The sequence below is a fragment of the Leeuwenhoekiella aestuarii genome, from assembly GCF_004104055.1.
Lineage (GTDB): Bacteria > Bacteroidota > Bacteroidia > Flavobacteriales > Flavobacteriaceae > Leeuwenhoekiella > Leeuwenhoekiella aestuarii.
In genome coordinates this window covers 41,090-62,842 of record NZ_QOVJ01000011.1, presented here as the reverse complement: position 1 = coordinate 62,842, position 21,753 = coordinate 41,090, and the positions used below count along the sequence as shown (strand labels likewise).

At 36.0% G+C, this 21,753-nt stretch carries 22 protein-coding genes; 13 read left to right on the top strand and 9 right to left on the bottom strand.

Going from position 1 to position 21,753, the window contains the following annotated elements; all coding sequences use genetic code 11:
• Positions 1-66 precede the first annotated feature (66 nt).
• From DSM03_RS17315 to DSM03_RS17305, 3 genes are all read left to right on the top strand, one after another.
• A complete protein-coding gene (locus tag DSM03_RS17315; protein WP_128762881.1) occupies positions 67-1,035 on the top strand; it encodes a LysR substrate-binding domain-containing protein in 969 nt (322 codons plus the stop codon).
• Positions 1,036-1,560: 525 nt separating this feature from the next.
• Entirely contained in the window at positions 1,561-2,292 is a 732-nt protein-coding gene (locus DSM03_RS17310; protein ID WP_128762880.1) for a helix-turn-helix transcriptional regulator, read from the top strand.
• 39 nt (positions 2,293-2,331) lie between these two features.
• Positions 2,332-2,748: a VOC family protein gene (locus DSM03_RS17305; RefSeq protein ID WP_128762879.1), complete on the top strand. Its 417-nt coding sequence runs from the start codon at positions 2,332-2,334 to the stop codon at positions 2,746-2,748.
• Positions 2,749-3,202: 454 nt separating this feature from the next.
• On the opposite strand, the gene DSM03_RS17300 is transcribed toward DSM03_RS17305, so the two are convergent.
• From DSM03_RS17300 to DSM03_RS17275, 6 genes are all read right to left on the bottom strand, one after another.
• Positions 3,203-4,093 carry a DUF4625 domain-containing protein gene (locus tag DSM03_RS17300; protein WP_128763412.1) on the bottom strand — a complete coding sequence of 297 codons (891 nt, stop codon included), beginning with the start codon at positions 4,091-4,093 and terminating at the stop codon, positions 3,203-3,205.
• Between the two features lie 18 nt (positions 4,094-4,111).
• Positions 4,112-5,338 carry a hypothetical protein gene (locus DSM03_RS17295; RefSeq protein ID WP_128763411.1) on the bottom strand — a complete coding sequence of 409 codons (1,227 nt, stop codon included), beginning with the start codon at positions 5,336-5,338 and terminating at the stop codon, positions 4,112-4,114.
• Positions 5,339-5,380: 42 nt separating this feature from the next.
• Complete coding sequence (locus tag DSM03_RS17290) at positions 5,381-5,854, bottom strand: DUF4625 domain-containing protein (protein ID WP_128763410.1); 474 nt, start codon at positions 5,852-5,854, stop codon at positions 5,381-5,383.
• Positions 5,855-5,917: 63 nt separating this feature from the next.
• Positions 5,918-6,694: a DUF4625 domain-containing protein gene (locus DSM03_RS17285; protein WP_128763409.1), complete on the bottom strand. Its 777-nt coding sequence runs from the start codon at positions 6,692-6,694 to the stop codon at positions 5,918-5,920.
• Between the two features lie 38 nt (positions 6,695-6,732).
• Positions 6,733-9,096, bottom strand: a complete 2,364-nt coding sequence (locus DSM03_RS17280) for a TonB-dependent receptor (protein WP_236643963.1) — start codon at positions 9,094-9,096, stop codon at positions 6,733-6,735.
• 196 nt (positions 9,097-9,292) lie between these two features.
• A complete protein-coding gene (locus DSM03_RS17275) occupies positions 9,293-9,592 on the bottom strand; it encodes a hypothetical protein (RefSeq protein WP_128763408.1) in 300 nt (99 codons plus the stop codon).
• 872 nt (positions 9,593-10,464) lie between these two features.
• Here DSM03_RS17275 and DSM03_RS17270 point away from each other — a divergent pair.
• From DSM03_RS17270 to DSM03_RS17240, 7 genes are all read left to right on the top strand, one after another.
• The gene (locus DSM03_RS17270) at positions 10,465-11,310 is read left to right on the top strand and encodes an alpha/beta fold hydrolase (RefSeq protein WP_128763407.1); all 846 of its coding nucleotides are present in this window, start codon (positions 10,465-10,467) and stop codon (positions 11,308-11,310) included.
• Positions 11,310-11,786, top strand: coding sequence for an RNA polymerase sigma factor (locus DSM03_RS17265; RefSeq protein WP_128763406.1), 477 nt, complete (start codon positions 11,310-11,312; stop codon positions 11,784-11,786). Before DSM03_RS17270 ends, DSM03_RS17265 begins: the two co-directional genes overlap by 1 nt.
• Entirely contained in the window at positions 11,770-12,366 is a 597-nt protein-coding gene (locus tag DSM03_RS17260) for a hypothetical protein (RefSeq protein WP_128763405.1), read from the top strand. Before DSM03_RS17265 ends, DSM03_RS17260 begins: the two co-directional genes overlap by 17 nt.
• Before the next feature lie 609 nt (positions 12,367-12,975).
• Positions 12,976-13,143, top strand: coding sequence for a BLUF domain-containing protein (locus DSM03_RS19315; RefSeq protein WP_128763422.1), 168 nt, complete (start codon positions 12,976-12,978; stop codon positions 13,141-13,143).
• 442 nt (positions 13,144-13,585) lie between these two features.
• Positions 13,586-14,071, top strand: coding sequence for an RNA polymerase sigma factor (locus tag DSM03_RS17250; RefSeq protein WP_128763404.1), 486 nt, complete (start codon positions 13,586-13,588; stop codon positions 14,069-14,071).
• Between the two features lie 6 nt (positions 14,072-14,077).
• On the top strand, positions 14,078-14,671 hold the full coding sequence (locus tag DSM03_RS17245) for a hypothetical protein (RefSeq protein ID WP_128763403.1): 594 nt from the start codon (positions 14,078-14,080) through the stop codon (positions 14,669-14,671).
• Positions 14,672-14,747: 76 nt separating this feature from the next.
• Positions 14,748-16,151, top strand: a complete 1,404-nt coding sequence (locus tag DSM03_RS17240) for an alpha/beta hydrolase family protein (RefSeq protein WP_128763402.1) — start codon at positions 14,748-14,750, stop codon at positions 16,149-16,151.
• Positions 16,152-16,523: 372 nt separating this feature from the next.
• Here the strand turns inward: DSM03_RS17240 and DSM03_RS19155 are convergent, their stop codons facing one another.
• Entirely contained in the window at positions 16,524-16,943 is a 420-nt protein-coding gene (locus DSM03_RS19155) for a DMT family transporter (protein ID WP_236638952.1), read from the bottom strand.
• Between the two features lie 36 nt (positions 16,944-16,979).
• Positions 16,980-17,420, bottom strand: a complete 441-nt coding sequence (locus DSM03_RS19150) for an EamA family transporter (protein WP_236638951.1) — start codon at positions 17,418-17,420, stop codon at positions 16,980-16,982.
• Between the two features lie 837 nt (positions 17,421-18,257).
• On the opposite strand from DSM03_RS19150, the gene DSM03_RS17230 reads away from it, so the two are divergent.
• The 3 genes from DSM03_RS17230 (at position 18,258) to DSM03_RS17220 (ending at position 20,494) form a co-directional block, all read left to right on the top strand.
• Positions 18,258-18,788, top strand: a complete 531-nt coding sequence (locus DSM03_RS17230) for a DUF1003 domain-containing protein (protein WP_128762870.1) — start codon at positions 18,258-18,260, stop codon at positions 18,786-18,788.
• 588 nt (positions 18,789-19,376) lie between these two features.
• Entirely contained in the window at positions 19,377-19,940 is a 564-nt protein-coding gene (locus DSM03_RS17225; RefSeq protein ID WP_128762869.1) for a Crp/Fnr family transcriptional regulator, read from the top strand.
• A gap of 164 nt (positions 19,941-20,104) precedes the next feature.
• Positions 20,105-20,494 (top strand): RidA family protein, encoded by a 390-nt coding sequence (locus DSM03_RS17220; RefSeq protein WP_201740474.1) that lies wholly within the window; start codon positions 20,105-20,107, stop codon positions 20,492-20,494.
• 335 nt (positions 20,495-20,829) lie between these two features.
• Here the strand turns inward: DSM03_RS17220 and DSM03_RS17215 are convergent, their stop codons facing one another.
• The gene (locus DSM03_RS17215; protein ID WP_201740468.1) at positions 20,830-21,753 is read right to left on the bottom strand and encodes a helix-turn-helix domain-containing protein; all 924 of its coding nucleotides are present in this window, start codon (positions 21,751-21,753) and stop codon (positions 20,830-20,832) included.

Here is a 21,753-nt window from a genome sequence, read left to right as displayed (position 1 = left end):
GGTGAAAATTTGCTTATTATAAATCAAATAAATAAATTTGATTATTAATTAATTATATTTATAAGCATGACGATTCAACAACTTAAATATGTGATTGCGTTAAGTGAAGAAAGGCATTTCGCAAAGGCAGCAGAAAAGTGTTTAGTAAGTCAGCCTGGTTTAACCATTCAATTAAAAAAATTAGAAGAAGAAATTGGAATTAAAATTTTCGATCGTTCCAAGGTTCCATTAAAACCAACAGAACTTGGGGAAGAAATAATAGAAAAAGCAAAGCGGGTTTTAAAGGAAACTAATGAGATTCGCAATTATGTGATTTCAAAAAAGAATGAATTAAAGGGTACAATTAAAATAGGTGTCGTTTCTACTTTATCTCCCTACTTAATACCATTATGTTTAGGTGAATTGCAAAAAGTTACACCAGACATTCGCTATATTATCAAAGAAGCAACCACAGTAGATTTAGTAAGAAACCTTGATAATGGAGAACTAGATATTGCTATTATGGCAACTCCAACAGGAGAAAAATTTCTAAGGGAGTTTCCAATCTTCGAAGAACCTTTTATAGCGTATCTCAACAAAAAACACCCACAGGCCAAAAATGAATATTATAAATTGGAGGGAGATGATGTTAATAATTTGATGCTTCTAGAAAGTGAATTTTGCTATAACTCCCAACTATTGAATATTTGTGAATTAGAATCTTCAAAATCTACGCCTAAATTTTCTTATCAAATTAACTCTATTGAATCCTTAAAAAGAATGGTAAAAGCAGATTTTGGGTTTGCGATTTTACCTTGGCTATCGACAAGTGGTGAAAAAGATTATAACAATGCCATTGGGCTTCCTTTTGATTCTCCTATTCCAGTTAGGGAAATAAGTTTGGTAACTTCTGACACGTTTTCAAAAAAACTATTAATAAAAAAAATAAGTAAAGTGATTTATGATTGTCTTCCAGAAGAATTAAAGCAAAAAACTAATCATAAAAAAATTAGGTGGGACGACTCTCCATATTTTGTAAAATCAATATCTGATTGATTATAAAAATAACAGCAATAACAACATTCAAAATATTGAAATATCTAATATAATTTTGAACTTACCGGAATCAAAAAGATGTGAAAAGTTAAGTGTTTCTAATGACACCTTAATGCTATATGGATATTCAACTATTACCAAAAAAACTATAAAATTTTATATTTAAGAAACAAATAAAAAATACGGTGCACAATTACAGTAGCTGTTTCGCAAGTCAATATTTCAAAGAAAAGAGGATATTTTTGATTTTTAAGAATTTGTAAGCAGTTGTTTTTTAAGTGTATATCACTCATCAAAGCTCCTGGTAATTAATAGTTTTCATTTAAAAAGGGTTGTGCAACGGCCACTACACGTATAAGAAATGCATGGAAAATTGCTTAACCGAAAGTACCTTATTTTTGGATAGTCCGTCAAATCTTTTGATTTGGCAATTTCAGGGTGAAATTTGGGACCATCCCTCCCGCATTCCCATACTCACAACAGTTGTGGTGGATTTGAACATACCCCAAAAACGTCACACCTACAATGAAAGATAATGACATTAAGAGAATTTCAAGACTGACTGCAATTTTAACCCAACTCCAAACAAAACAAATTATTACTTCTACAAGTCTTGCTGAAAAATTTGGGGTAAGTGTTCGAACAATTTATCGTGACATTAGAGTTTTAGAAAAAGCTGGAGTGCCTGTATTGACTGAAGAAGGAAAAGGATATTCCCTGATGGAGGGATATAAAATTCCACCAATAATGTTTTCTGAAAATGAGGCAAATGCTTTAATTACAGTTGAACAATTGGTACTTAAAAACAGGGACAGTTCACTTATCAATGAATACATAAAAGCCATCAGTAAGATAAAGGCAGTTCTGCAATATTCCACCAGAGAAAAAACAGAATTGATAGCTAAACGTGTTGCTGTTAGTCCCGTAATATCAAGCGTAAATACAAGTAATTCGCTCATGTTAATTCAAAATGCGTTGACAAACTTTCAAGCGCTTACGATTACCTATCAAAGTGAAGGTGCAAACAAAACAACCGAAAGGCTAATAGAGCCTTTTGCGTTTTATTACAGTTTACAAGAGAATTGGACACTTATTGCGTATTGCAGGTTAAGAAAGGATTACAGAATGTTTAGGTTGGACAGAATGCTGAAAATTGAGCAAACAAAATTAAAATTTAATCCTCATACGCTCACATTACAGGAGTATTTGGCCGAAAAAGAAAAAAAGTTCAAGACCCCTGACACACCATTGTCATAAACCGAAATTACTTTTGCTCATAATTTAAAATCTAAAAAAATGAATTTAGTATCCATTCGCATTATTACTGCCGATTTAAATGGCTTAGTGAAATTTTATGAGCATATTACAGGTATGCCGGTAGTGCAATTCACACCTGATTTTGCTGAGCTACAAACAAAAACAGCAACCTTAGCTATAGGAAGCACAAGAACATTACATTTTTTTGGAGGAGAAGATGTTGCACAGGCTTCACAAAATCGCAGTGCTATTATTGAGTTTTTAGTAGATGATGTAGAAAAAGATTATAAAAGATTGGCTGATTTCTTAAAACCTTACATGGTTCAGAAACCAACTACAATGCCTTGGGGAAATAAATCGCTTTTATTCCGGGATCCTGATGGTAATTTGGTTAATTTATTTACACCAGTAACTCCTGAAACAATCAAAAAATTTGAAAGTAAAAATAAGCATTAGATTAGAGTCGAGTAAACTGGTCCGCTCCTAACTAGGAATGGAATATTCCTCTAATATCGTTATACATATTAGTCTCTTACTTGGTTATTGGTATACATGTACGTTAGCTCTTTAAATTAAAAATTTACTTTAAGATAGTATGCTAACATTAATCAGTCCGTTTTAAAGGGAAGAGGTTAGTTTTGACTGATGTATGAGAGAATCTAAAAAACGCTCGCAAGCTAGATCTAAATAAGGAATAGGCTACTTTATTTTGTTAAAGTAGCTTATTCCATTTATAGTGAATTATATTTAAAATTAAAAGGAAACACATTTCACTTAATGTCTTTGGTTAGGGCTATCAACCCAATGCCTGGGTGACTACCTTCTTAGTGAATTGTAAACAGTGAATTATTTAATTTTATGGAAAAAGCCCGCGATGAGCGGGCTTTTTTCTTTGAAATATTAAAGGAATCTAGAAACCTGTAAGTGTTATTTCTGTGTAGTGATAAACACTGATATTATAGGTAGTATTAGTGTAAACTACACCAAAATAATATTCCCCGTTGTCCCAGCTTTTATCACCTTCAATAGAATTAGGTTGTGGTGCATCATTATCATTGGTGGCCCCAATTATTAAACTTGGAACTTCATAATAAAGATGATTGTTAGCAGTAAATACCTCTTCTTCATTTTTATGTTCTGAAACATCATAAACAATGGCCTTAGAGAAATCAATGTTATCAATGCTTTCCGGACGGTGATTATGCTTTTTATTAATTAGTAAAAGATACATTTTACCATCTCCTTTTACCCCGCTAATGAATGATTGTGATTTTAGGGTATCCTTTTTTGTAAATTTAGTTTCTGAAGGAACTTCTATGTACATCTCATTTTTATAGGTGTACATAGCATATAATTGGGGATCCACCGGGAGATTCTCTGGAGCATAAATTTTAATATCTCGTGTTTCTTCTAGAGAAGTCCCATTCTCATCGGTAACGGTAATGATAAAATCAAATACGCCTTCCGGCGCATCTTCCGGAATGTCAAAGTGCTTATGTACCGTAGCATTTTTGGCACCTTTAAACTCATCAAATGTGATTTCAAAGGACCAATCCGAGGTGTAAGCTTCGCCTATTTTAGGTGTTATGCTGACTTTTACCAAATCAATTTTATCACCAGCAATTAGTTCTGCATTCAGGTGAAAATCCCGTCCAATTACCCCAATCTCATTGTTGTTTAAACCTACTTCAACATCACTTATGGTGGGTTCTTCAAGAATTATCTCGTCGTCATCGTTAGTACAGGCAGTAATGGTAAACAGGCTCACGAAGAGCAGGGCTAAAAATTTTGTTGTTTTCATTGATTTACAACAAATAGTTTAATGAGCGATATCATAGGATAACACCTTGAATTGGTAGGGGGTTATGTCAAGATCATATTCCTTTTCAATATTCATTTCTGAAAGGTTATACTGTATGATCTTATTTGAAGTAGGAATAGAGACAAATAAATAGTCTTCAAAATAATCAACATTGCTGGTTATTGAGCTATGATCAGCAGATTCAGTATCCAGAGTGATCCCCATAGTTCCGGTATATACATGTTCTTGGGTAGAAACTTCAGTAATTGTAAATGATCCAGTTTTCGTTAAGCTCACCACTTCGTTTCCATCCAAAGAAACCATGCATTTGAATAAATCTGAAGTTTCTAATAAAGGCGTAACCTCTTCAGTAGATATATCGATAAAATATACTCCTTTTGCGGCCGTATATCCTATGAATAGATCAGGCTCGTTTGTAGCAAGTATACTTCCAAACCATACTCCTTCTTCAAAACTTTCAGGGTAATCAATGATGCGCTGGTCTCCATTATCCTGCACCACTAAAATGCCTGAAGCTGCTCCAAAAATAGCCGTATCATCATTACCTGCACTTCCATGAATTCCAGAAGTACTTAAACTTTGCTCTTCCTGAGAGATCACTTCTCCCTGCTGATTAATGATATGAACTTTTTCAGGTAGACTTATTCCAGAACCAAGGTTGGTAACGGCGATGTTACCATTATCAAAGATCACCATTGCACCGTGATGTGCCGCTGTTCCTGTAGCGATATTAGAAACGCTTGCTCCTCCGTTTATATCATTTTCTTTGAATAAACTAAGCGTTGCATCTCCATCATTATAAACCGCCACGTAACCCTGTTCAGATTTAAAATGTGTTGGTTTCATACTTTCAAAATTAGTGTCTGTCAATCCGGTTTCACCGAGACTATGACTATGATCGCCGTGATCTATCTCACCTCCTAAATTAAAAGTTTCAGTAAAATCGTGTTCTCTATGTGTGATTATTCCATAAAGACCAGATTGGGTAACATAAACGACCCCTTTGGGGAAAGATGCCTGGAAGGTTTGAATTTCTGAATTAAATGGATTGATGAAATTGAGTGCCGTCGAATTCGCATCAGAAACTAATAGGGATACATTCCCGTGATATTCGGGATTGTGATTTTCTTGGTCCTCCTGGTTCATATCATCGTCATTTGAGCAGGATACTGCTGATATAAAAAGGAATAAAAGGACTAAAAATTTTAATTGTTTGGTTTTCATAGTGTTGAATTGATTAAAGGTATGTGTTTATAGAGTGGTGAATTACTCAATGATTTTAATATCACTAGAAGTTCTGCTTTGCCATCCGGTTTCATCTGTTACGGAGTATGAACAGTGGTAATCGCCTGTGTCAATATCATTAGGTATGCTTACCGAGATCTCGATCTCATATTCAGTTTGCCCGCTTAGGCTAAAGTTTTCCATATAAATAAGCGGATTTATAGCTTGCTTGATTTCTTCAAGATCACATTGTGCGCCTTGATCATCATGCGTATGATGGTCAAAGTTGTGGTGCAGATTAAGACTGTATGCGGCAAGGGCAACATTATCTGTTATCTTCGCTTTAAAGGTGTAGATCTCACCACGCTTTAAGGTGGCGCATGCCTGCGGAAAACCTTCAGCATAGTTAATGGTGATCGTAGGTTTAATCTCATCTGTAGTAGTGTCGCTGTCAGAGGAACATGCACTGGTAAGCAATGCGATAAAAGCTACTGTGGCGATTATAATTCTTCTCATTTTTTTTATTTGGCTTAAAGCCAGATGCCTACACATCGCAGGCATCTGGCTATTATTATAAGATTATGCTGTTACGTCAATATGCGTGTCGATCTCCTGCGTATTACCCTCTTCATCTTCAATAGTGATAAGCATGTGGTATTCACCTACTGGCGCAGTAGCAGGAACATCAATATGCTCGTGAAATTCTACTGAAGTTTCCTCATGAAGACCTTCTTCAAATTCCTGCTCAAAATCCCATTCTACTTCACCGGCACCTACAGTCAATCCGTGTGCGTGGATGTCAACCACTACGTGATGCACGCCATGTATTGCTTCGATCATAAATTCAGCGTGAAAATCATTACCACGCGCTACACTTTCGTCTATGGAAATATCGCTAATTGAGATCGGGTCCTCTATATGAATATGACCTTCTACTTCGGTGCTGTTTCCATTGGCATCAGTTACCGTCAAAGTGATGTGGTATTCACCAGCTGGTGCAGTTGCAGGAACATCTATATGCTCATGAAAAGTAGGATTAATGGCCTGATATTCGGCATCATCCCAGATTTGCTCAAAATCCCATTCTTCTTCACCTTCACCTACTTCAAGGTCGTGTGCATGAATGTCAAGAGCAATGCTGCTTACCGTTGCTTCAGCAACAATCTCTGCTTCTAAGTGAATGTCAGATCCTTTATAAGCTACCTGCTCATCACCGTGTGAGCTTCCTTCTCCAAACTCAAAGTTTGAGATAACAGGAGCTTCTTCTACGACAAGTTCATTGTCGTCATCGCTACACGAGCTCAAAGTGATGCCCGATAGTACAAAAAAGGCTAAGTGTTTAATGTTTAGTTTCATAAAATTTAGATTTAGTGTTTATTAATTAATAAAAGAGTTTAAAAAGGCATGGTTAATGAAACCGATAGGTTTCTACCGGCTTCAGGGACATCGATGAGCCTGTAAAAGCTGGTATGATCGTAATATTCGGTATTGAACACATTGTTGAGTTTTATTCGCAACAAGGTGGGGTTGTTTTGATTATTAAACAGGTTGAGCTTACTCATCACGGCTAGGTTGAGCATTTGGTAACCCGCTGTGATCTCTTCCGGAGGAACAATGTCTGTTTGTGCTGCTGCGACGCGTAAATCTGCATTAAGATTCACATCTTTAAAAAGACTCCAATTGCCCAGATTATAATTTGCGGAAAGCATTCCGATTAATGGCGGAGAAAACGGAATCGTAAATCCCTCTTTAGGACCGCTGGTTTGTCTTGAGTACACATATTCTGCGGTGGCGTCTAAACGAAAATCTTCCGTTACCTGCATTCCTGCAGCGACTTCACCACCGGTTCTGAATACCTTGGCTTGTGTGTATTCATAGATCTGAAGCGTTTCAAAATAGTTTGAAGTAGGGTTGAGGTAGATGTAATTTTCAAAGTAGTTGAGAAACGGACTTACTCCAAAATTGAACCTGCCACTCGTATGAGTCACTTCGGCGTCTAATTGGTATGAGGCTTCAGGCTCTAGGTCAAGATTTCCGCGCTCGTAGCGATACATATGGTAATTCACCCCGTCTGAAGCAAGTTCGTGCGCAAGTGGCATTCTAAAACTCTTGCCAGCATTCAGTTTATAGGTGGTATTTCCGTGGATATAGCTAATGCCAACCGAACCGCTAAAACTTCCAAAATCAAGCGTTCTGTTTTCTGCGCGTTGCAAATACACGTTAGAAGTTGATCCATCAGGATTATTGCGTGGAGAGCGGTACCAGTCGTAATGTGATTTGGTATTTACGCGGCCTGCGTCAAAACGCAACCCGCCTTGCAGGTGCAGGTCTTCAGTAAGTTCAAAATGATCAAACAAATAGGCGCCGGCAGTATAACGGTCGTATGCAGGGATCAAAAATCCCCAACCGCCAATGTTGTTGTTTTGCAATTCGGTATTGATACCTGCGGAAAGCGTATGCTTTTCAATTTTAAAAATATCCTTAACATTTAGCGAATACGTGTTCTTGGTAAATACGCGTTCTCTGCTGTTGGGCGGCGTAGGCATATACCCGTGCGGCACCGGTTCTGAATGTTCTTCCCGCTGATTGTTTTGATAGCCCAGATCAAAATGCAACGTATGCTCATCTAGATTTACCGTGGTATTATTAGTGACTTTAAGGTGATTTACCTGGTGAAAAGGTAGATCAATATCCCGGTTTGAGGCGTCATAATCAATTCTTGAAGAACGTACCTCAAGTCCATGTGCGTTGGCGAAAAATCCATTTTTTGCATTGACATTGCTTACAAAGGTTTCAGACCTGAAATTGGCGCTCACATATCCAAAGCTGAAACTTCCATTTGCTTCGCGACCCGCGGTATTTCTTAAATCGTTGTCATATAACTTAAAAACATAATTCTCATAATTGATGCGGTCAGTAGGCACTTTAAAGTCAGCATAATCACGATAGGTGAGCCGTGCACGATAATACCATTTTTTCTTTCTGCCTTGCACGCCTGCTGAGACTGCGAGAAGGTCGTTATTGGTTTCCCCCAGAATATTGACTTCTCCACCAAACGAATTGATCGCAGGTGCTTTTGAAGGTTGAATATCAACGACACCCGCAATGGCATCAGAGCCATACATTAAAGAGGCCGGACCTTTTATAATGCGAATATCCTGAATACCGTATTGGTCAATTTCGAGTCCATGATCGCTGCCCCATTGTTGCGCCTCGTGCTTGATCCCGTTTTGAACCACACTAACCCGATTAAATCCTAATCCCCTGATCGTAGGTTTAGATTGCCCGGAGCCAATAGTCATCGTGCTTACCCCAGGAATTTTTCTAAGTGTTTGCATCAGGCTGTTTTCGCGATTGGCATTAAGAAATGCTTCATCTACCGATACTGAAACCGTTGCCGATTCCTTTTGGAGGCGCATATTGGTTTTTCCGTTTACAGAAACCTCGTCAAGAGCGGTGCTGCTGGGTTTAAGTTTGATGACCAGCGGTGCATTCCGGGAAGCGATAAGGGTAAATTTTGCAGAAGCGTAACCCAAATGCGAAACCTCAAAAACCTGCGATTTTTCAGGTAATTTCAGTTGAAACTCGCCTAAATCATTGGTAACAGCATAGGAATCAGTTCCTAGAATTGTGACTCCCGAAAGTGGCTTTAAGGAAACTGAATCTACAACAGAACCTTCTATAATTGAAGTTTGTTGGGCAATAGCGCATACGCTCAAGTTCAGGACAAGAGACAGCATTAACAATCTAATAACCATAAGGTTTTACAAAAAAGTAGTAAGTAGAAAAATGTTTTTTACAAGAGCCTTACTAGAGAGTAAAGCTTATTTGGTAGAATTGCAGGGGTCAGCCGAAGACATATTAATACATACGTTAATTCTTTTAACGGCTAAATCAAATGAAATACATACGATTGCTTTGGAGGGCCTAGCCCTGCAATAATGAAATGAAAATCTAAATCTGTGGAGGAGGCCGCGAGAATAGATGGTAGGAGTGTGAACTTCCTTTGTAAACTATAGTTCGGTTTACGTGCTGCCTTTCTAGAAATACAGGATAGCAGGCTTCAGGAACAAATTCAGCTGCTTTTTGTAGAATTATTGCAGTCTGCTGCTCGGTAACCCAGACGTGGCAAATAGCACAGTCGTCATTTACATCGGTATCGTCATGCGTAAATACGTGAAGACCGGCCAATTTCGTAGTGAGAAAAAAGGCCAAGAATAAAAGCGAAATACTCTGTTTTATTCGTGCGGTCATCATTTATTGTTAACTTGTAAAAATGGCTGAGAGCAATTTGATGTTGCTTAAATTGGTAATAAAGCAACAATGTTGCAAACATATAATTTCTATTTTTGTTTAAGCAACATTGTTGCAATAAATTTTACTGATAAGAAAGGCCGTAGCTATAAAGCAATTTTAAAGAGTATAAATTCATCTGAGGTCGCATGATCTCAGGCATAAATACAAGCAACGTAACCTGACGGATTTTGTAACCGAGTCACCATTTACAGAGTTCTTGATCGCTTATTGGAAGAAAAACGTATACATCAAGTTACCAATAGTGATGGTTCTGTGAAATATGCCAATGTCATGACTGTTCACATGAAAATAAGCTTAAGTATATACATTTTTAATTATGAAGTCTTTAAACTGGACTTGTAATCCGGATTTAAAGTCAGTGCGAAATTTAAAAAACAAGCTGGGTATCTTAATCCGCTTTCTACCGGCTTTTAAGTTTTGAGGTACTTCTTAAGATTATAAGCGATGTCAGAGAGCAGAGATTGCATATTGTTGAGAAGCCCGCGCTATGAAAGAAAGCAGTCCTAAAACAAAAAGAAACTTCATGTGATATGGAGATAGGGTAGTGGCTGGATGGTTTGCGAGGTGAGTCAGGTTTGATTACACACGATCTTACATTACAGCCTCAAGTCTTATCAGATCTCAACGGATAGCATCGTCACAAAGCAGTGATATCCTGTAAATTTTGAGGGAATAGGTATATATTTAGTGTTGATGTAATGAGTTTTGTGCAACTCAAATAAAAATCCTGCTAGTAAAGAAAACAGAAAAATTTTGTAACATTTTGTAGTCCTTCGTATCCAAAGGGTGAACATTAAAAATTCTACAAAATGAAAAATATTTTTTTATGCAGTATCTTAATTATGACCTCAACCTATGCTTTTGGACAAAAATCTTTAGATTATCCATTTAAAGTCGAAAAAAGCGGAGCCGGAAATCAGAGTATTCTACTTATTCCGGGATTTGCTTCTTCAGGCGAAGTATGGGATGCAACTGTAAAAACTTATAAAGAAAATTATACCTGTTACACGCTCACTATGGCAGGATTTGCAGGCGTTGAACCTAGTGAAAATAAAACTTTTGACAATTGGAAAAATAGAATAGTAGACTTTATTAAAGAAAAAAATATAGAAAACCCCATTATAATAGGACATAGTATGGGTGGTGGTTTGGCTATGGCTATTGCAGCAGATTATCCTAAACTTCTTAAAAAAATAGTTATTGTCGATGCTTTACCCTGTTTAGCAGCGTTGTCAAACCCAAGTTTCGAACATCAAGAAAACGTGGATTGCTCAGCTTCAATAGAACAAATTACAGCTATGTCTGAAGACCAGTTTTATCAAATGCAAAAAAATACAATTCCACAACTTACAACCAATCAAGAAATGGTAAAAACAATTGTCGAATGGAGTGTTAAGTCTGACCGAAAAACCTTTGCAGAAATGTATTGCTATTTTTCAAATACTGATTTAAGAGAAAAAATTGAAAATATTCAATGCCCAACGTTAATTCTCTTAGAGTCATATTTTAAAAATTTTAAGCCTGCTATTGAAAAACAATATAAGCATCTTAAAACCGCAAATTTGGAATATGCTAACAAAGGCCTTCATTTTATAATGTATGATGATAAAGAATGGTATTTTGAACAGTTATCAAATTTTATAGAAAATAACTAATTGTGTTTGAACATATTTATCAAAATCATTGGCAAAAAGTCTTTCGGTTGTGTATGGGGTATGTCAACGATGTGGACTTAGCAAAAGACTTAGCTCAAGAAACATTTGTGATTGTATTAAATAAACTTCCTGAATTTAGAAGCGAATCAAAAATAGGAACTTGGATTTTTCGCATTGCTTCTAATAATTGTTTGCGCCAAATCGAACGACAAAAGCGATATAGAAAAGTTCAACTTCCAAAGCACGTTACAGAAGAAAATGAACCTGAAATTGAAAGTGAAATAGCATTTTTATACAAATGTATATCAGAACTTAAAGAAGTAGACAGAATTATTATTTCGCTTGAATTAGAGAATATCCATCAGGAAGAAATCGCAAATATAGTTGGTCTTTCAAACAGTAATGTTCGTGTTAGAATTCATCGAATAAAGGAAAAGCTACAGGCAAAATTTAAAAATTATGAGCGAAAAATATAATCTAAAAGAATTATGGTTAAAACAAACCACAGAACCACCTCAAATGGATGATGTATTTGTAAAACTGAAGAAACTCAAAAGAAATAAAATAGCAGTTTTAATTGCTATTAATATTTTAATGGTAGTAACAATTGGCGTTATTATTATTATTTGGCTGTATTTTGAACCTAAGTTTATTACAACCAAAATTGGAATCATCATTACAATAGTTGGAATAATTCTCTATTTGTATGCATACAACCAAATATTACCAAATTTGATGAAAATTAGTAATGATAAATGTACTAACGACTTTTTAAAAACTCTTTTAAAAATCAAAAAGCGACAAAAATATATTCAGACAAAAATGTTAGGTATATATTTTATGACACTTTCAGTTGGTATTTGTCTTTATTTATTTGAGTATGTTTCTATGATGACTTTAACTTGGACAATTATAGCATACTCTTTAACTCTAATTTGGATTGGATTTAATTGGTTTTATTTTAGACCAAAAATAATTCAAAAGGAAAATGATAAATTAGATATAGTTATTCAAAAAATTGAAAAGATTAACTCACAATACCAACAAGAGAAGTAGAAGGCATAATAAAACAAATATCCTAGTTAAAAATCAAATCGTTTTAGCTCAATTTCGAAATAAAACCTTCATAGGGCATTCCGGTTTCTGCAATTGTGAAGGTCTGTTTTAGAGCTTGTTGGCCATTGCAATCAATGTTAGTTTTTTGCTCGTGTCTTCGGCTCTTTCTTAACTCAATCGTAGGAGACAAATAGCTACAATTTTTTATAAATAACACAAAAACCTACCATAAATCCTAAAATTCTCGATAGAATAGGCTGTTTTAAATGGCAAGGCTCTCAAAAGATGAGACCCGGTGAATTAGGTCATTGACCGATATCATTTTTTCAAACTTAAAATTCGATTTTCCATAGGCCTGCAATCATTTACCTTACCATCGGTAAGCTATTTGCAGAAAAAAATTAGATAATTCACTTGAGTAGTGTAAAATGAAAATAAATTGTTTTTAATTATAATATATTTGGAGTTTGGTGTGGTGGATTCTTTCCCCTTTAATCGCTCTGCATCAATTCTTAAAACCCAATTGGATGCGATCTATTAGGAATACCTCTGTATTTGTTACGAGGAAAAGAGTAGCACAATTTTAAAAATTCTTGCAAAAAGCCGCTAATAACCTACGCTATCTGTTATGTAAGCGATGCGAGTAAGGAGTTAAAAAATGAAGATATCATACCGCTCTATGAACAAACGGTTCAAAATAATTACAGATCACAAGTAACCGGAGTGCTCATCTATAAGGATGGAAGTTTCTTTCAAATTCTTGAGGGTGAGCAATAAACTCTGACTTCTTTATTTGAAAAAATAAAAAAAGATACTAGACATAGCCACGTAATTACACTTTTCAGTAAGGAAAGTGTTCGTGTTTTTAAAGATTATCAAACCGGCTTTAGTATTGTAGATAATTACGAAGGACTCGAAAGTCTCAGATCCTTTTTAGCTGATAAAAGAGTTAGCTCTACAACCTCGGCCTGTGTCGAAGGCATTATAAAATCGGTTTTAAAAGTTTAATTGAAACTACCAAGGCTTACAACCGGTTAGCTGGTGATGGTATTACGAGACTACTCATAAAACATTCAGGAGCTTATAAAAGCTCTTTTTGTATAACTAATTGTCATAAAGGGTGTTAGGCTAAATCCTCAAGCTTTCCTAAAAAAAATCCTTATAAAGTGTGATTTTTAACACCTACGATACACTAATAAAGGGAAGTTTAAATTTTAATATGAATCGTAAAGAGGACTTTACAAAAGCCATTTTAGCCCATCGGGGGTTACTTTTTAAAGTAAGCCTTATGTATACAGAGAATCCGCAGGATCGGGAAGACTTGTATCAGGAAATAGTTTATCAACTCTGGAAATCCTACGATAGCTTTAATGCCCTTTCAAAATTGAGTACCTGGATGTATCGGGTAGCATTGAATACCGCAATCTATCAGCTTAAAAAAAGCAAGCGAACACTAGCAACTACTGCTATAGATCCTCAGATGTATCACATTGCAGAACACAGGGATCAGGCTGATGAAGAAAACCTAAAACGCATTTACACCCAGATTCAGAAATTAAACCTCTTAGAAAAAGGGCTTATACTGCTCTATCTGGAGGGAAAAAGCCACGAGGAAATTTCAGAAATAATCGGTATAAGCAAAAGTAATGTGGGAACCCGAATATCAAGAATAAAAGAAAAATTAAAAACACAACTCACTAATTAACGTGTTATGGAATTGGAAGAACTTAAAAATTTATGGGAAGGTATGAGCGATAAACTGCAACAACAGGAGCAGCATACCAAAAAGCTATTGGAAGAAGTAACCGAACACAAATACCATTCTAAACTGCGTACGATAAAGACCTCAGAAACACTTGGAGCCGTAATCTGTTATCTGGGCGCGCTATACCTCATTCTCAATTTTCAAAAAATAGAACCTCTGGCGGAACAAATCTTCGCGATAATAGCTATTGTTTTGCTCTTTTCCCTTCCTGTAATTTCTTTAAGGAGCTTAAAAGCGATGCAACAGATGCCGGTATCCTCAAAAACCTACTTAGAGACCTTAACGAACTTTAGAAAGTCCAGAGTTCAATTCATCAAGTTTCAAAGATTAACGGTATCACTTGGGCTTTTTCTAGTTGTCATAGCCATTCCGGTACTTGCAGCAATCAAGGGAATTGACCTGAGTGAAACTGAACACTTTTGGACGCTGACCTTTCCTATTGGGATTATCGCATTTTTAGGCTTTGGCTTTTGGGTATTAAGATCCTACACCAAAACGCTAAAAGCTACAGAGCAGCTGCTCTCCGAAATCAAAAACTAAACACATTTTAAAATCAGGCTATTCCCCGCTGTCATTTAGATGGATGGGATAAGTATGCCTATATATCACGTAAATTATGAAACTCATTATCGCTACGCTTTTATTTGTTTTAACAGCTCTTGTCATTGCGCTGTCCGCTCAGAATTTAGAAGGAACCTGGCAGGCTGATCTGGAAGTACAACCCGGTAAAACCCTGCTTTTTATTTTCCACATCACTGAAAAGGATGAAAAACTGATTACAACAATCGATATTCCCAGTCAGGGCTTAAAAGAACTTGAACCTCTGGCTACACGGGTTACTCCAAACGATTTTGTAATAGACGGGTCAAACCTCGGTTTTAAATTTAATGGAATCTGGGATCAGCAAGCCAATACCATTACGGGTACTTTTCAAGAGGGTTTAAAAAGCAAACCTTTAATCCTTATAAAGAAAGATGCCGTTGAACCTGTAGCAACTCCAAAAAGGCCCCAGGAGCCAAGTAAACCGTATCCATACGCGGTTGAAGAGGTGACCATATACAATGCAGACGCCAAAGTAAACCTTGCCGCAAGCCTTACCTTACCTGTAAACCCGAATGCGGATCGTACGGTAGTCATATTGATTTCAGGAAGCGGACCTCAGGATCGGGACGAGACCTATATGGGGCACAAGCCTTTTCTGGTGCTGTCAGACTATCTTACCCGTAAGGGAATTGCCGTTTTACGATTTGATGAAAGAGGGGTTGGAGCATCAACGGGAGATTTTAATAAGGCCACAACTGCAGACTTTGCTGATGATGTACGACACCTAGTAACCTATTTAAAAAATAGAACAGATTTAGATTTTCAGAACATAGGTTTAATTGGGCATAGCGAGGGCGCTATTATTGCGCCAAAAGTGGCTAACAGCACAAAAGCTGTTTCCTTTGTCATTATGCTGGCAGGCACTGGAATGACCGGAAAACAAGTTTCGCTACAGCAGGCTTTAGACCTCCGGAATTTTGCTGTGGATGAGGAAGAAAACTATAAAGCCTATGTAGAACGGGCCATTGCGATCGCATCTTCCGGTCGGGAGGAAGACGAGATAAAAACAGAATTAAGAGCCTTTTATCAAAATTCTGAAGTTTTGGCTTCCCTGCTTCCTCAACATCTGGACAAAGCAGCATTTATCGAAAATCTGGTAAGCAGCAGAACAAATCCATGGATCCGCAATTTTTATAAGTATAATCCAGCTGATGAATTGCTGAAAATTACTGTTCCCGTTCTGGCTTTATACGGGAGTAAGGATACGCAGGTTCCACCTAAATACCATCTACAGCCAGTGAAAGAAGCTTTAGAAAATAGTAAATCTAAAAATAACCAAGTGGTATTGATACCTGAATTAAACCATTTATTTCAGGAAAGTGAAACGGGTCAAATTGCAGAATACCCACAAATTGAACAAACCATAAGCCCCATCGTTCTTGAGAAAATCAGCCGTTGGATTTTAAATGAGATTTAGGAGATCTGTCTGAATTATAGATAATTGAGAGTGCATAAAGTTCCCTGATCGCAAAATGGTATAACCTCCCTTTCTAGTGTAGTTCTTTACAACTAAGAGTATCCTCCTGAGATCAGTCTGAGCGCTACTAATTTATAACCACGTTGATACTGTATTCAACCACAAAAACTGTGGTAAAGTTTGGTAGGAGTGAGGTAGCACCTCGACTTTGTCTGCCTGTTAACTGCCAGCAATCTGGTAGCTAAATAGGTCTTTAAAAGGCTGCGGCGGTAATCAATGGACGAGGTCGTGAGATAGGTATTCCTGCTTATTTTCTCACCTTTTCCAAATCAGTCCACATTTGTAGAATGTGCTATAAAAAGTCTTAATACTTTATTTGGATTTAATAATCAGGAACAATCCCATCAAAAGAATTAAAGCTCCTGGCCAAAATAAGAAATCGGGAATTTCAGCTAGAAATATAATAGCTAAAAATGCGGCCAATAATGGCGTAAGTAACCTCAATGAGGTAACTGTGACTGAAGCCAAAACCGAAGAAGCATAGGCGTAACACAATGTCGGTAAAAGGGTAGCTAAGATTCCTAAGGCCAGGAAGAGATACAAAGCATTAATATCAAGAGAATTAATAAAAGCACCACTATCTCCGGAAAAACCAATGATAAGAATACTTATGGTACTGCCGACAAAGAATGTAAAAAAGCTTGCCAGTTGTGAAGAAGGCTTTTTCTCTAGGGGAATGTTCCTATAGATAATAGAATATAAGGCCATTGCTGCCCCTGCAATTAATGCCATAAAATCACCCAATAAATGCAACGGACCAGAAGAAAATTACGGAGAGGAATTTCCAGAGATCACCACTAAGATCACACCAATCATTCCCAAAGATATACCCCACATCTCCTGAGATGAAATGGAAAGCCCTTTACTTCTTTTGTAAATCAACGCAAATAAAGGGGTTGTATTGGTAAGTATGGAGACTTCTGCTACCGGAGCAATCTGATAAGAAATCACTACCAGCATAAAATAGCAGGCCATCAGGGTTCCCAATCCCCAGGCTTGTTTAGACTTCCATAATTTTTCACCCAATGAATAATGGCGAATTAGGAAAAATAAAAGAATAAATAGCAGACCAATACAACAACGTCCGGCTATAATTTCCAAGGCAGAGAAACCCTTTAAAAATCGAACGAATATACCTGTAGTTGACCAAGCCAATGCAGAGAATAAGGCAGCTAAGAAGCCTAATTGCTTGGTGTTTTTAAAACTCATAAGGATTAATTGATTTTAGTGCTAAGATGATGTTTTTTCAGAAGGCTGTTCTCCTTTGCTAAAAGAATTTATAAAAATACCCTATTGAAATATTATCTTCTGATTTTAAATACAGAAATTCTCAATCAGCACACACACACACACACCAAAAGAAGCCATAAGATTTTAGTATTTTAAAATTTATCGATAAAATATAAACGTGGTATTGATAGCATCATTGATCTATTACTAGGAGCTACTCAACACCCTTGGTTCAGGTATAGTGCCTATGGACCGGGAAACGCATTGCGCGGCACGCACTAGACCAAGTAGGGAAAAACAATGACCTTTGGAATCTTTTACATGCCGCCAAAAATGTATACGTTGCTAAAAGCGATAAGACCCCATCTCCCCAGCTTATAGAGCGACAGTGAGATACAATACTGGAATCCTGGGAACTGCTCTACGTGCATCAACAAAACACTTTAAAAAGAAATTCAGGTCGCTCTTTTGGGAAATCACGCTTTTGATACTTGGAAATAAAAGGGATCGCCCAATTGCAAAACAGTTTTAACTACCTGATCGAAACCCGGGGTTTTGAGGCGTGGGAGGTAAAGCCGTATTTGATAAAAAGGTGAATGGATGTAATATAGAAGTAGGGGAATGGTTCAGGTACTAAAGTAAGGCGTGTCAGTTTTGATTCTATGGTATTTTAAAGAACCAAGTTCTTATTAGAGCTCAATGTGTATGAGCGACAAAAAGTGTTGATATCCTGTAAATTTTGAGGGAATAGATATATATTTAGTGTTGATATATCGAGTTGTGGTGCATTTAAATAAAATGGATTAATGATAGAAAATGGACAAAGACATAAATAAACTTTTAACTGCCAAATCTGAGCAGGTAAAAAAACTGCAAGAAATTGTTAAGAAAGCAATTGAGGAAGAAACTTTAATTACGAACAATCTTTTAAATCCCCCTAAAGAAATACTTACTAGAGGACAAACCATATCTGATAAGGTTGCCAAATTTGGAGGTAGTTGGGCTTTTATCATTTCCTTTTTTACAATTCTAGTAGTATGGGTGCTGTTCAATACATTAACCCCCGTAAAGGACAATTTTGATCCATACCCATTTATACTGATGAACCTCATTCTTTCCTGTATTGCAGCATTACAAGCTCCGGTTATAATGATGAGTCAAAATCGACAAGAGGAAAAAGACAGAAAAAGAGCTGAAAATGATTACTTAGTCAATTTAAAAGCTGAACTGGAAATAAAAGCACTGAATCAGAAAATTGATCTTCTCATTCAAGAACAAGTTCAAACCTTATTTGAAACTCAAGAGTTACAATTGAAAATTCTAAAAAAACTTGAACAAAAGTTATGACAAATTCTTTTCTAGAAGACTTTAAAACGCTTACGATCATCTGAATTATAATTAGCCTAACAATTTGTTTTCCCCTTGATTTTTAAATAATTGTCCAAAAAGAAAATAAATGTTCTGGTTCAAACAAAACACAGCCACCCAAAAAGCTATTTTCTTGCCATAAAAGTCATAATCCACTTATATTTATTCTAGGTAGTTCATTTTAAACATTCCCTGAGCTCCATCCACCCAAGGTTTACCTGTAGTTCACCCGAGGACAGCACGTAGCAAAAGAGGTGTAACGGTATTCTAATATTATTGAAGGTATAAGGCTGAGGTTCTGATCCAGTAGTTTTGGATGCAAGGCTACCTTTTTAAGAAACATAACTCTTAGAAATTTATATGCCATAATGCTAAAATATTCATATCCTTTTTGGTGTGGTTATTTATTTTCGTAAAGTAATTCTTAAACAAATGCTTAGATTTATAAACACAACTCAAACGTGATTATATCCCGTAAATTTTGAGGGAATAGGTATCCACTATGTATTGATATAACAAATTGTGCGTCATTGTCACTCGTGGCATCCAAATTAGAATTCTTGTTTGATGAAAGAAAAATTAAAAGAACATATTGAAAATTTAATAGCTCTTACTGATGATGAGTTCTTACATATTCTATCACATTTCTCATTCGAAAACTATAAAAAAAATGATTTTCTTATTCAAGAAGGAGAACAGGTAAAGAACTGTTATTTAGTTGTTAGCGGACTTCTGAAATTAGTTTACGATGACAAAAACGGAAAACAACATATTGTGTCATTTGCAATGGAAGACTGGTGGGAAAGTGACTTTTCAGCTTATTTTTCACAAACTAAAGCTAAAATGTCTTTGCAGTGCATTGAAGACACTATAGTATTTTCCTTAAGTTTTAAAAATTATCAAAAACTATCAGCTGAATTACCCAAAATGAATTGTTTCTTTCTGGAAAAATCTAACTCAGGTCATATTGCTTCACAAAATAGAATTTTATCTTTTTTAACATCAAACGCTAAAGAAAAATATGAGCAACTATTGAAACAGTACCCTTTATTATTTCAACGAGTTCCCAAAACTCTTTTGGCTTCTTATTTAGGTGTTTCGCGCGAGACACTTAGTCGACTTTCCTCTTAATATTTAAACTTCTTTACAATTAGTGATGTATGTCACACGCGACTAATGCTATGATTCCAATATTTGTAGTGTAATACAAAATTGCAATTATGAGAATTAAAATAGTGGCAATTATAGTATGAACTACTGTGTCAACATTAGCACAAAATATAAAAGAAGAAAAAATGGAAAAACGAATAATTAATCCGTGGAAATGGCAAAATGAAAGAAGTTATGTACAAGCGGTTGAAGTTACAAAGCCAGAGGGCACCCTCTATATTTCTGGGCAAACAGCTATAGATGATGATGGAAAATCAAGTACTTCCGATATGAAAGCCCAATTAATTCAAGCTATAGAGAATTTGGAAAGAGTTATAAAGGAAGCTGGATATGAATGTAAAAATATTGTGAGATTAAATATTTATACAACTTCATCTGAAGAGCTATTTAATTGTTTTGATGTTTTCCAAAATTGGGTAACTGAGCATAATATAAAACAGGCAAGTACTGTATTGGAAGTTAAAAGTCTCTTTGAAACATTAAAAATAGAATTAGAAGTTACAGTAGTAAAATAGTATTTGATTAAGGTGACCTCCTCCCATCTTTAGGTACTAGTAATAACTAGAGAATCAGGGCTATTGACCTCCTCCCATCTTTAGGTACTAGTAATAACTAGAGAATCTGGGCTATTTTCATTGATTTCAATGTACTCATTGGGTGACATGTCACCCAATGAAATGTGTGGTCTGAACCCGTTATTTGCCGGAATAAAAAAAAATAATTCGTAAAATAAGCTTAAATGATGGACATGCAGACTATTTAATATTCTCTCGCTTTTTTATAAAATTCTCTATTCTTGCCTTATTTATTTTCTAACGACCAAATTTGCTCCCCCCTTAGAACACAAAACTCAATTGAATAATTGCCTGAATTTAATAGGTGACTGATTGGTCTTTTTCTTGAAGAGATTGCTAAATGATTGCGGATAATCAAAGCCCAATTCATAAGCAATTTGACTTATAGACAAATCTGTTGTAGAGAGCTTTTGTTTAGCAATGGTAATTAATTTATCGTGGATATGCTGTTGTGTAGTCTGCCCGGTTAAGTGCCTCAATAAGGAACTTAAATAGGTTGGAGTTAAACACAATTGATCTGCAATATTCTTTACCGATGGAAGTCCTTGTTCAATATATTTTTCATCCTTAAAATAAGCGTTGATAATTTCTTCAAACCTTTCCAGAATATGGTGGCTCATTGGTATTCTGGTTGCAAATTGACGTTCATAAAAACGACTTGAATATGCTAAGAGTGTTTCGAGTTGTGTCACAATAATTTGCTGACTGTGCTTGTCTATAACAGATTGATACTCTGTTTCTAAATTAGCGGTGATGGTATTTAAAAGCTGTTCTTCTTTTTCGGATAAAAAAAGGGCCTCATGGGTGGCATAACTAAAAAAATCATATTTTCTAATTGCTTTAGCCAATGTGGTGCCCAATAAAAAATCAGGATGGATTAGGATCATCCAACCGGATTTTTCGTGTGAAGTTTCCTCATTTACATCGAAACTAAAAAGCTGTCCTGGTGCCATAAAGAACATAACGCCTTCATCGTAATCATATTCCTGCTGACCATAGTTCATTTTGATCGCAGATTCAAAATTCCGCTTCAATGCGATGGTGTAAAAATTGTAGGTCCAACTTTTCAAATTATCCTCTTTAAACACTTTTAATTGACTATAATCTACAATGCTGATGAGTGGATGTAGCGGTTTACTCAAACCACGAACTTTATGATATTGATGAATTGTATTTATATGATGAAGTTCTCTTGACAT

Coding starts and splice junctions, on each gene's coding strand:
- DSM03_RS17305 (WP_128762879.1), top strand. CDS start 2,332: ATGAATTTAGTATCCATTCGCATTATTACTGCCGATTTAAATGGCTTA.
- DSM03_RS17260 (WP_128763405.1), top strand. CDS start 11,770: ATGAGCGAAAAATATAATCTAAAAGAATTATGGTTAAAACAAACCACA.
- DSM03_RS17280 (WP_236643963.1), bottom strand. CDS start 9,096: ATGGTTATTAGATTGTTAATGCTGTCTCTTGTCCTGAACTTGAGCGTA.
- DSM03_RS17300 (WP_128763412.1), bottom strand. CDS start 4,093: ATGAAAACAACAAAATTTTTAGCCCTGCTCTTCGTGAGCCTGTTTACC.
- DSM03_RS17285 (WP_128763409.1), bottom strand. CDS start 6,694: ATGAAACTAAACATTAAACACTTAGCCTTTTTTGTACTATCGGGCATC.
- DSM03_RS17225 (WP_128762869.1), top strand. CDS start 19,377: ATGAAAGAAAAATTAAAAGAACATATTGAAAATTTAATAGCTCTTACT.
- DSM03_RS17220 (WP_201740474.1), top strand. CDS start 20,105: ATGGAAAAACGAATAATTAATCCGTGGAAATGGCAAAATGAAAGAAGT.
- DSM03_RS17230 (WP_128762870.1), top strand. CDS start 18,258: ATGGACAAAGACATAAATAAACTTTTAACTGCCAAATCTGAGCAGGTA.
- DSM03_RS19150 (WP_236638951.1), bottom strand. CDS start 17,420: ATGAGTTTTAAAAACACCAAGCAATTAGGCTTCTTAGCTGCCTTATTC.
- DSM03_RS17275 (WP_128763408.1), bottom strand. CDS start 9,592: ATGACCGCACGAATAAAACAGAGTATTTCGCTTTTATTCTTGGCCTTT.
- DSM03_RS17250 (WP_128763404.1), top strand. CDS start 13,586: ATGAATCGTAAAGAGGACTTTACAAAAGCCATTTTAGCCCATCGGGGG.
- DSM03_RS17315 (WP_128762881.1), top strand. CDS start 67: ATGACGATTCAACAACTTAAATATGTGATTGCGTTAAGTGAAGAAAGG.
- DSM03_RS17240 (WP_128763402.1), top strand. CDS start 14,748: ATGAAACTCATTATCGCTACGCTTTTATTTGTTTTAACAGCTCTTGTC.
- DSM03_RS17290 (WP_128763410.1), bottom strand. CDS start 5,854: ATGAGAAGAATTATAATCGCCACAGTAGCTTTTATCGCATTGCTTACC.
- DSM03_RS17270 (WP_128763407.1), top strand. CDS start 10,465: ATGAAAAATATTTTTTTATGCAGTATCTTAATTATGACCTCAACCTAT.
- DSM03_RS17295 (WP_128763411.1), bottom strand. CDS start 5,338: ATGAAAACCAAACAATTAAAATTTTTAGTCCTTTTATTCCTTTTTATA.
- DSM03_RS19155 (WP_236638952.1), bottom strand. CDS start 16,943: ATGGCATTAATTGCAGGGGCAGCAATGGCCTTATATTCTATTATCTAT.
- DSM03_RS17245 (WP_128763403.1), top strand. CDS start 14,078: ATGGAATTGGAAGAACTTAAAAATTTATGGGAAGGTATGAGCGATAAA.
- DSM03_RS17310 (WP_128762880.1), top strand. CDS start 1,561: ATGAAAGATAATGACATTAAGAGAATTTCAAGACTGACTGCAATTTTA.
- DSM03_RS17215 (WP_201740468.1), bottom strand. CDS start 21,753: ATGTCAAGAGAACTTCATCATATAAATACAATTCATCAATATCATAAA.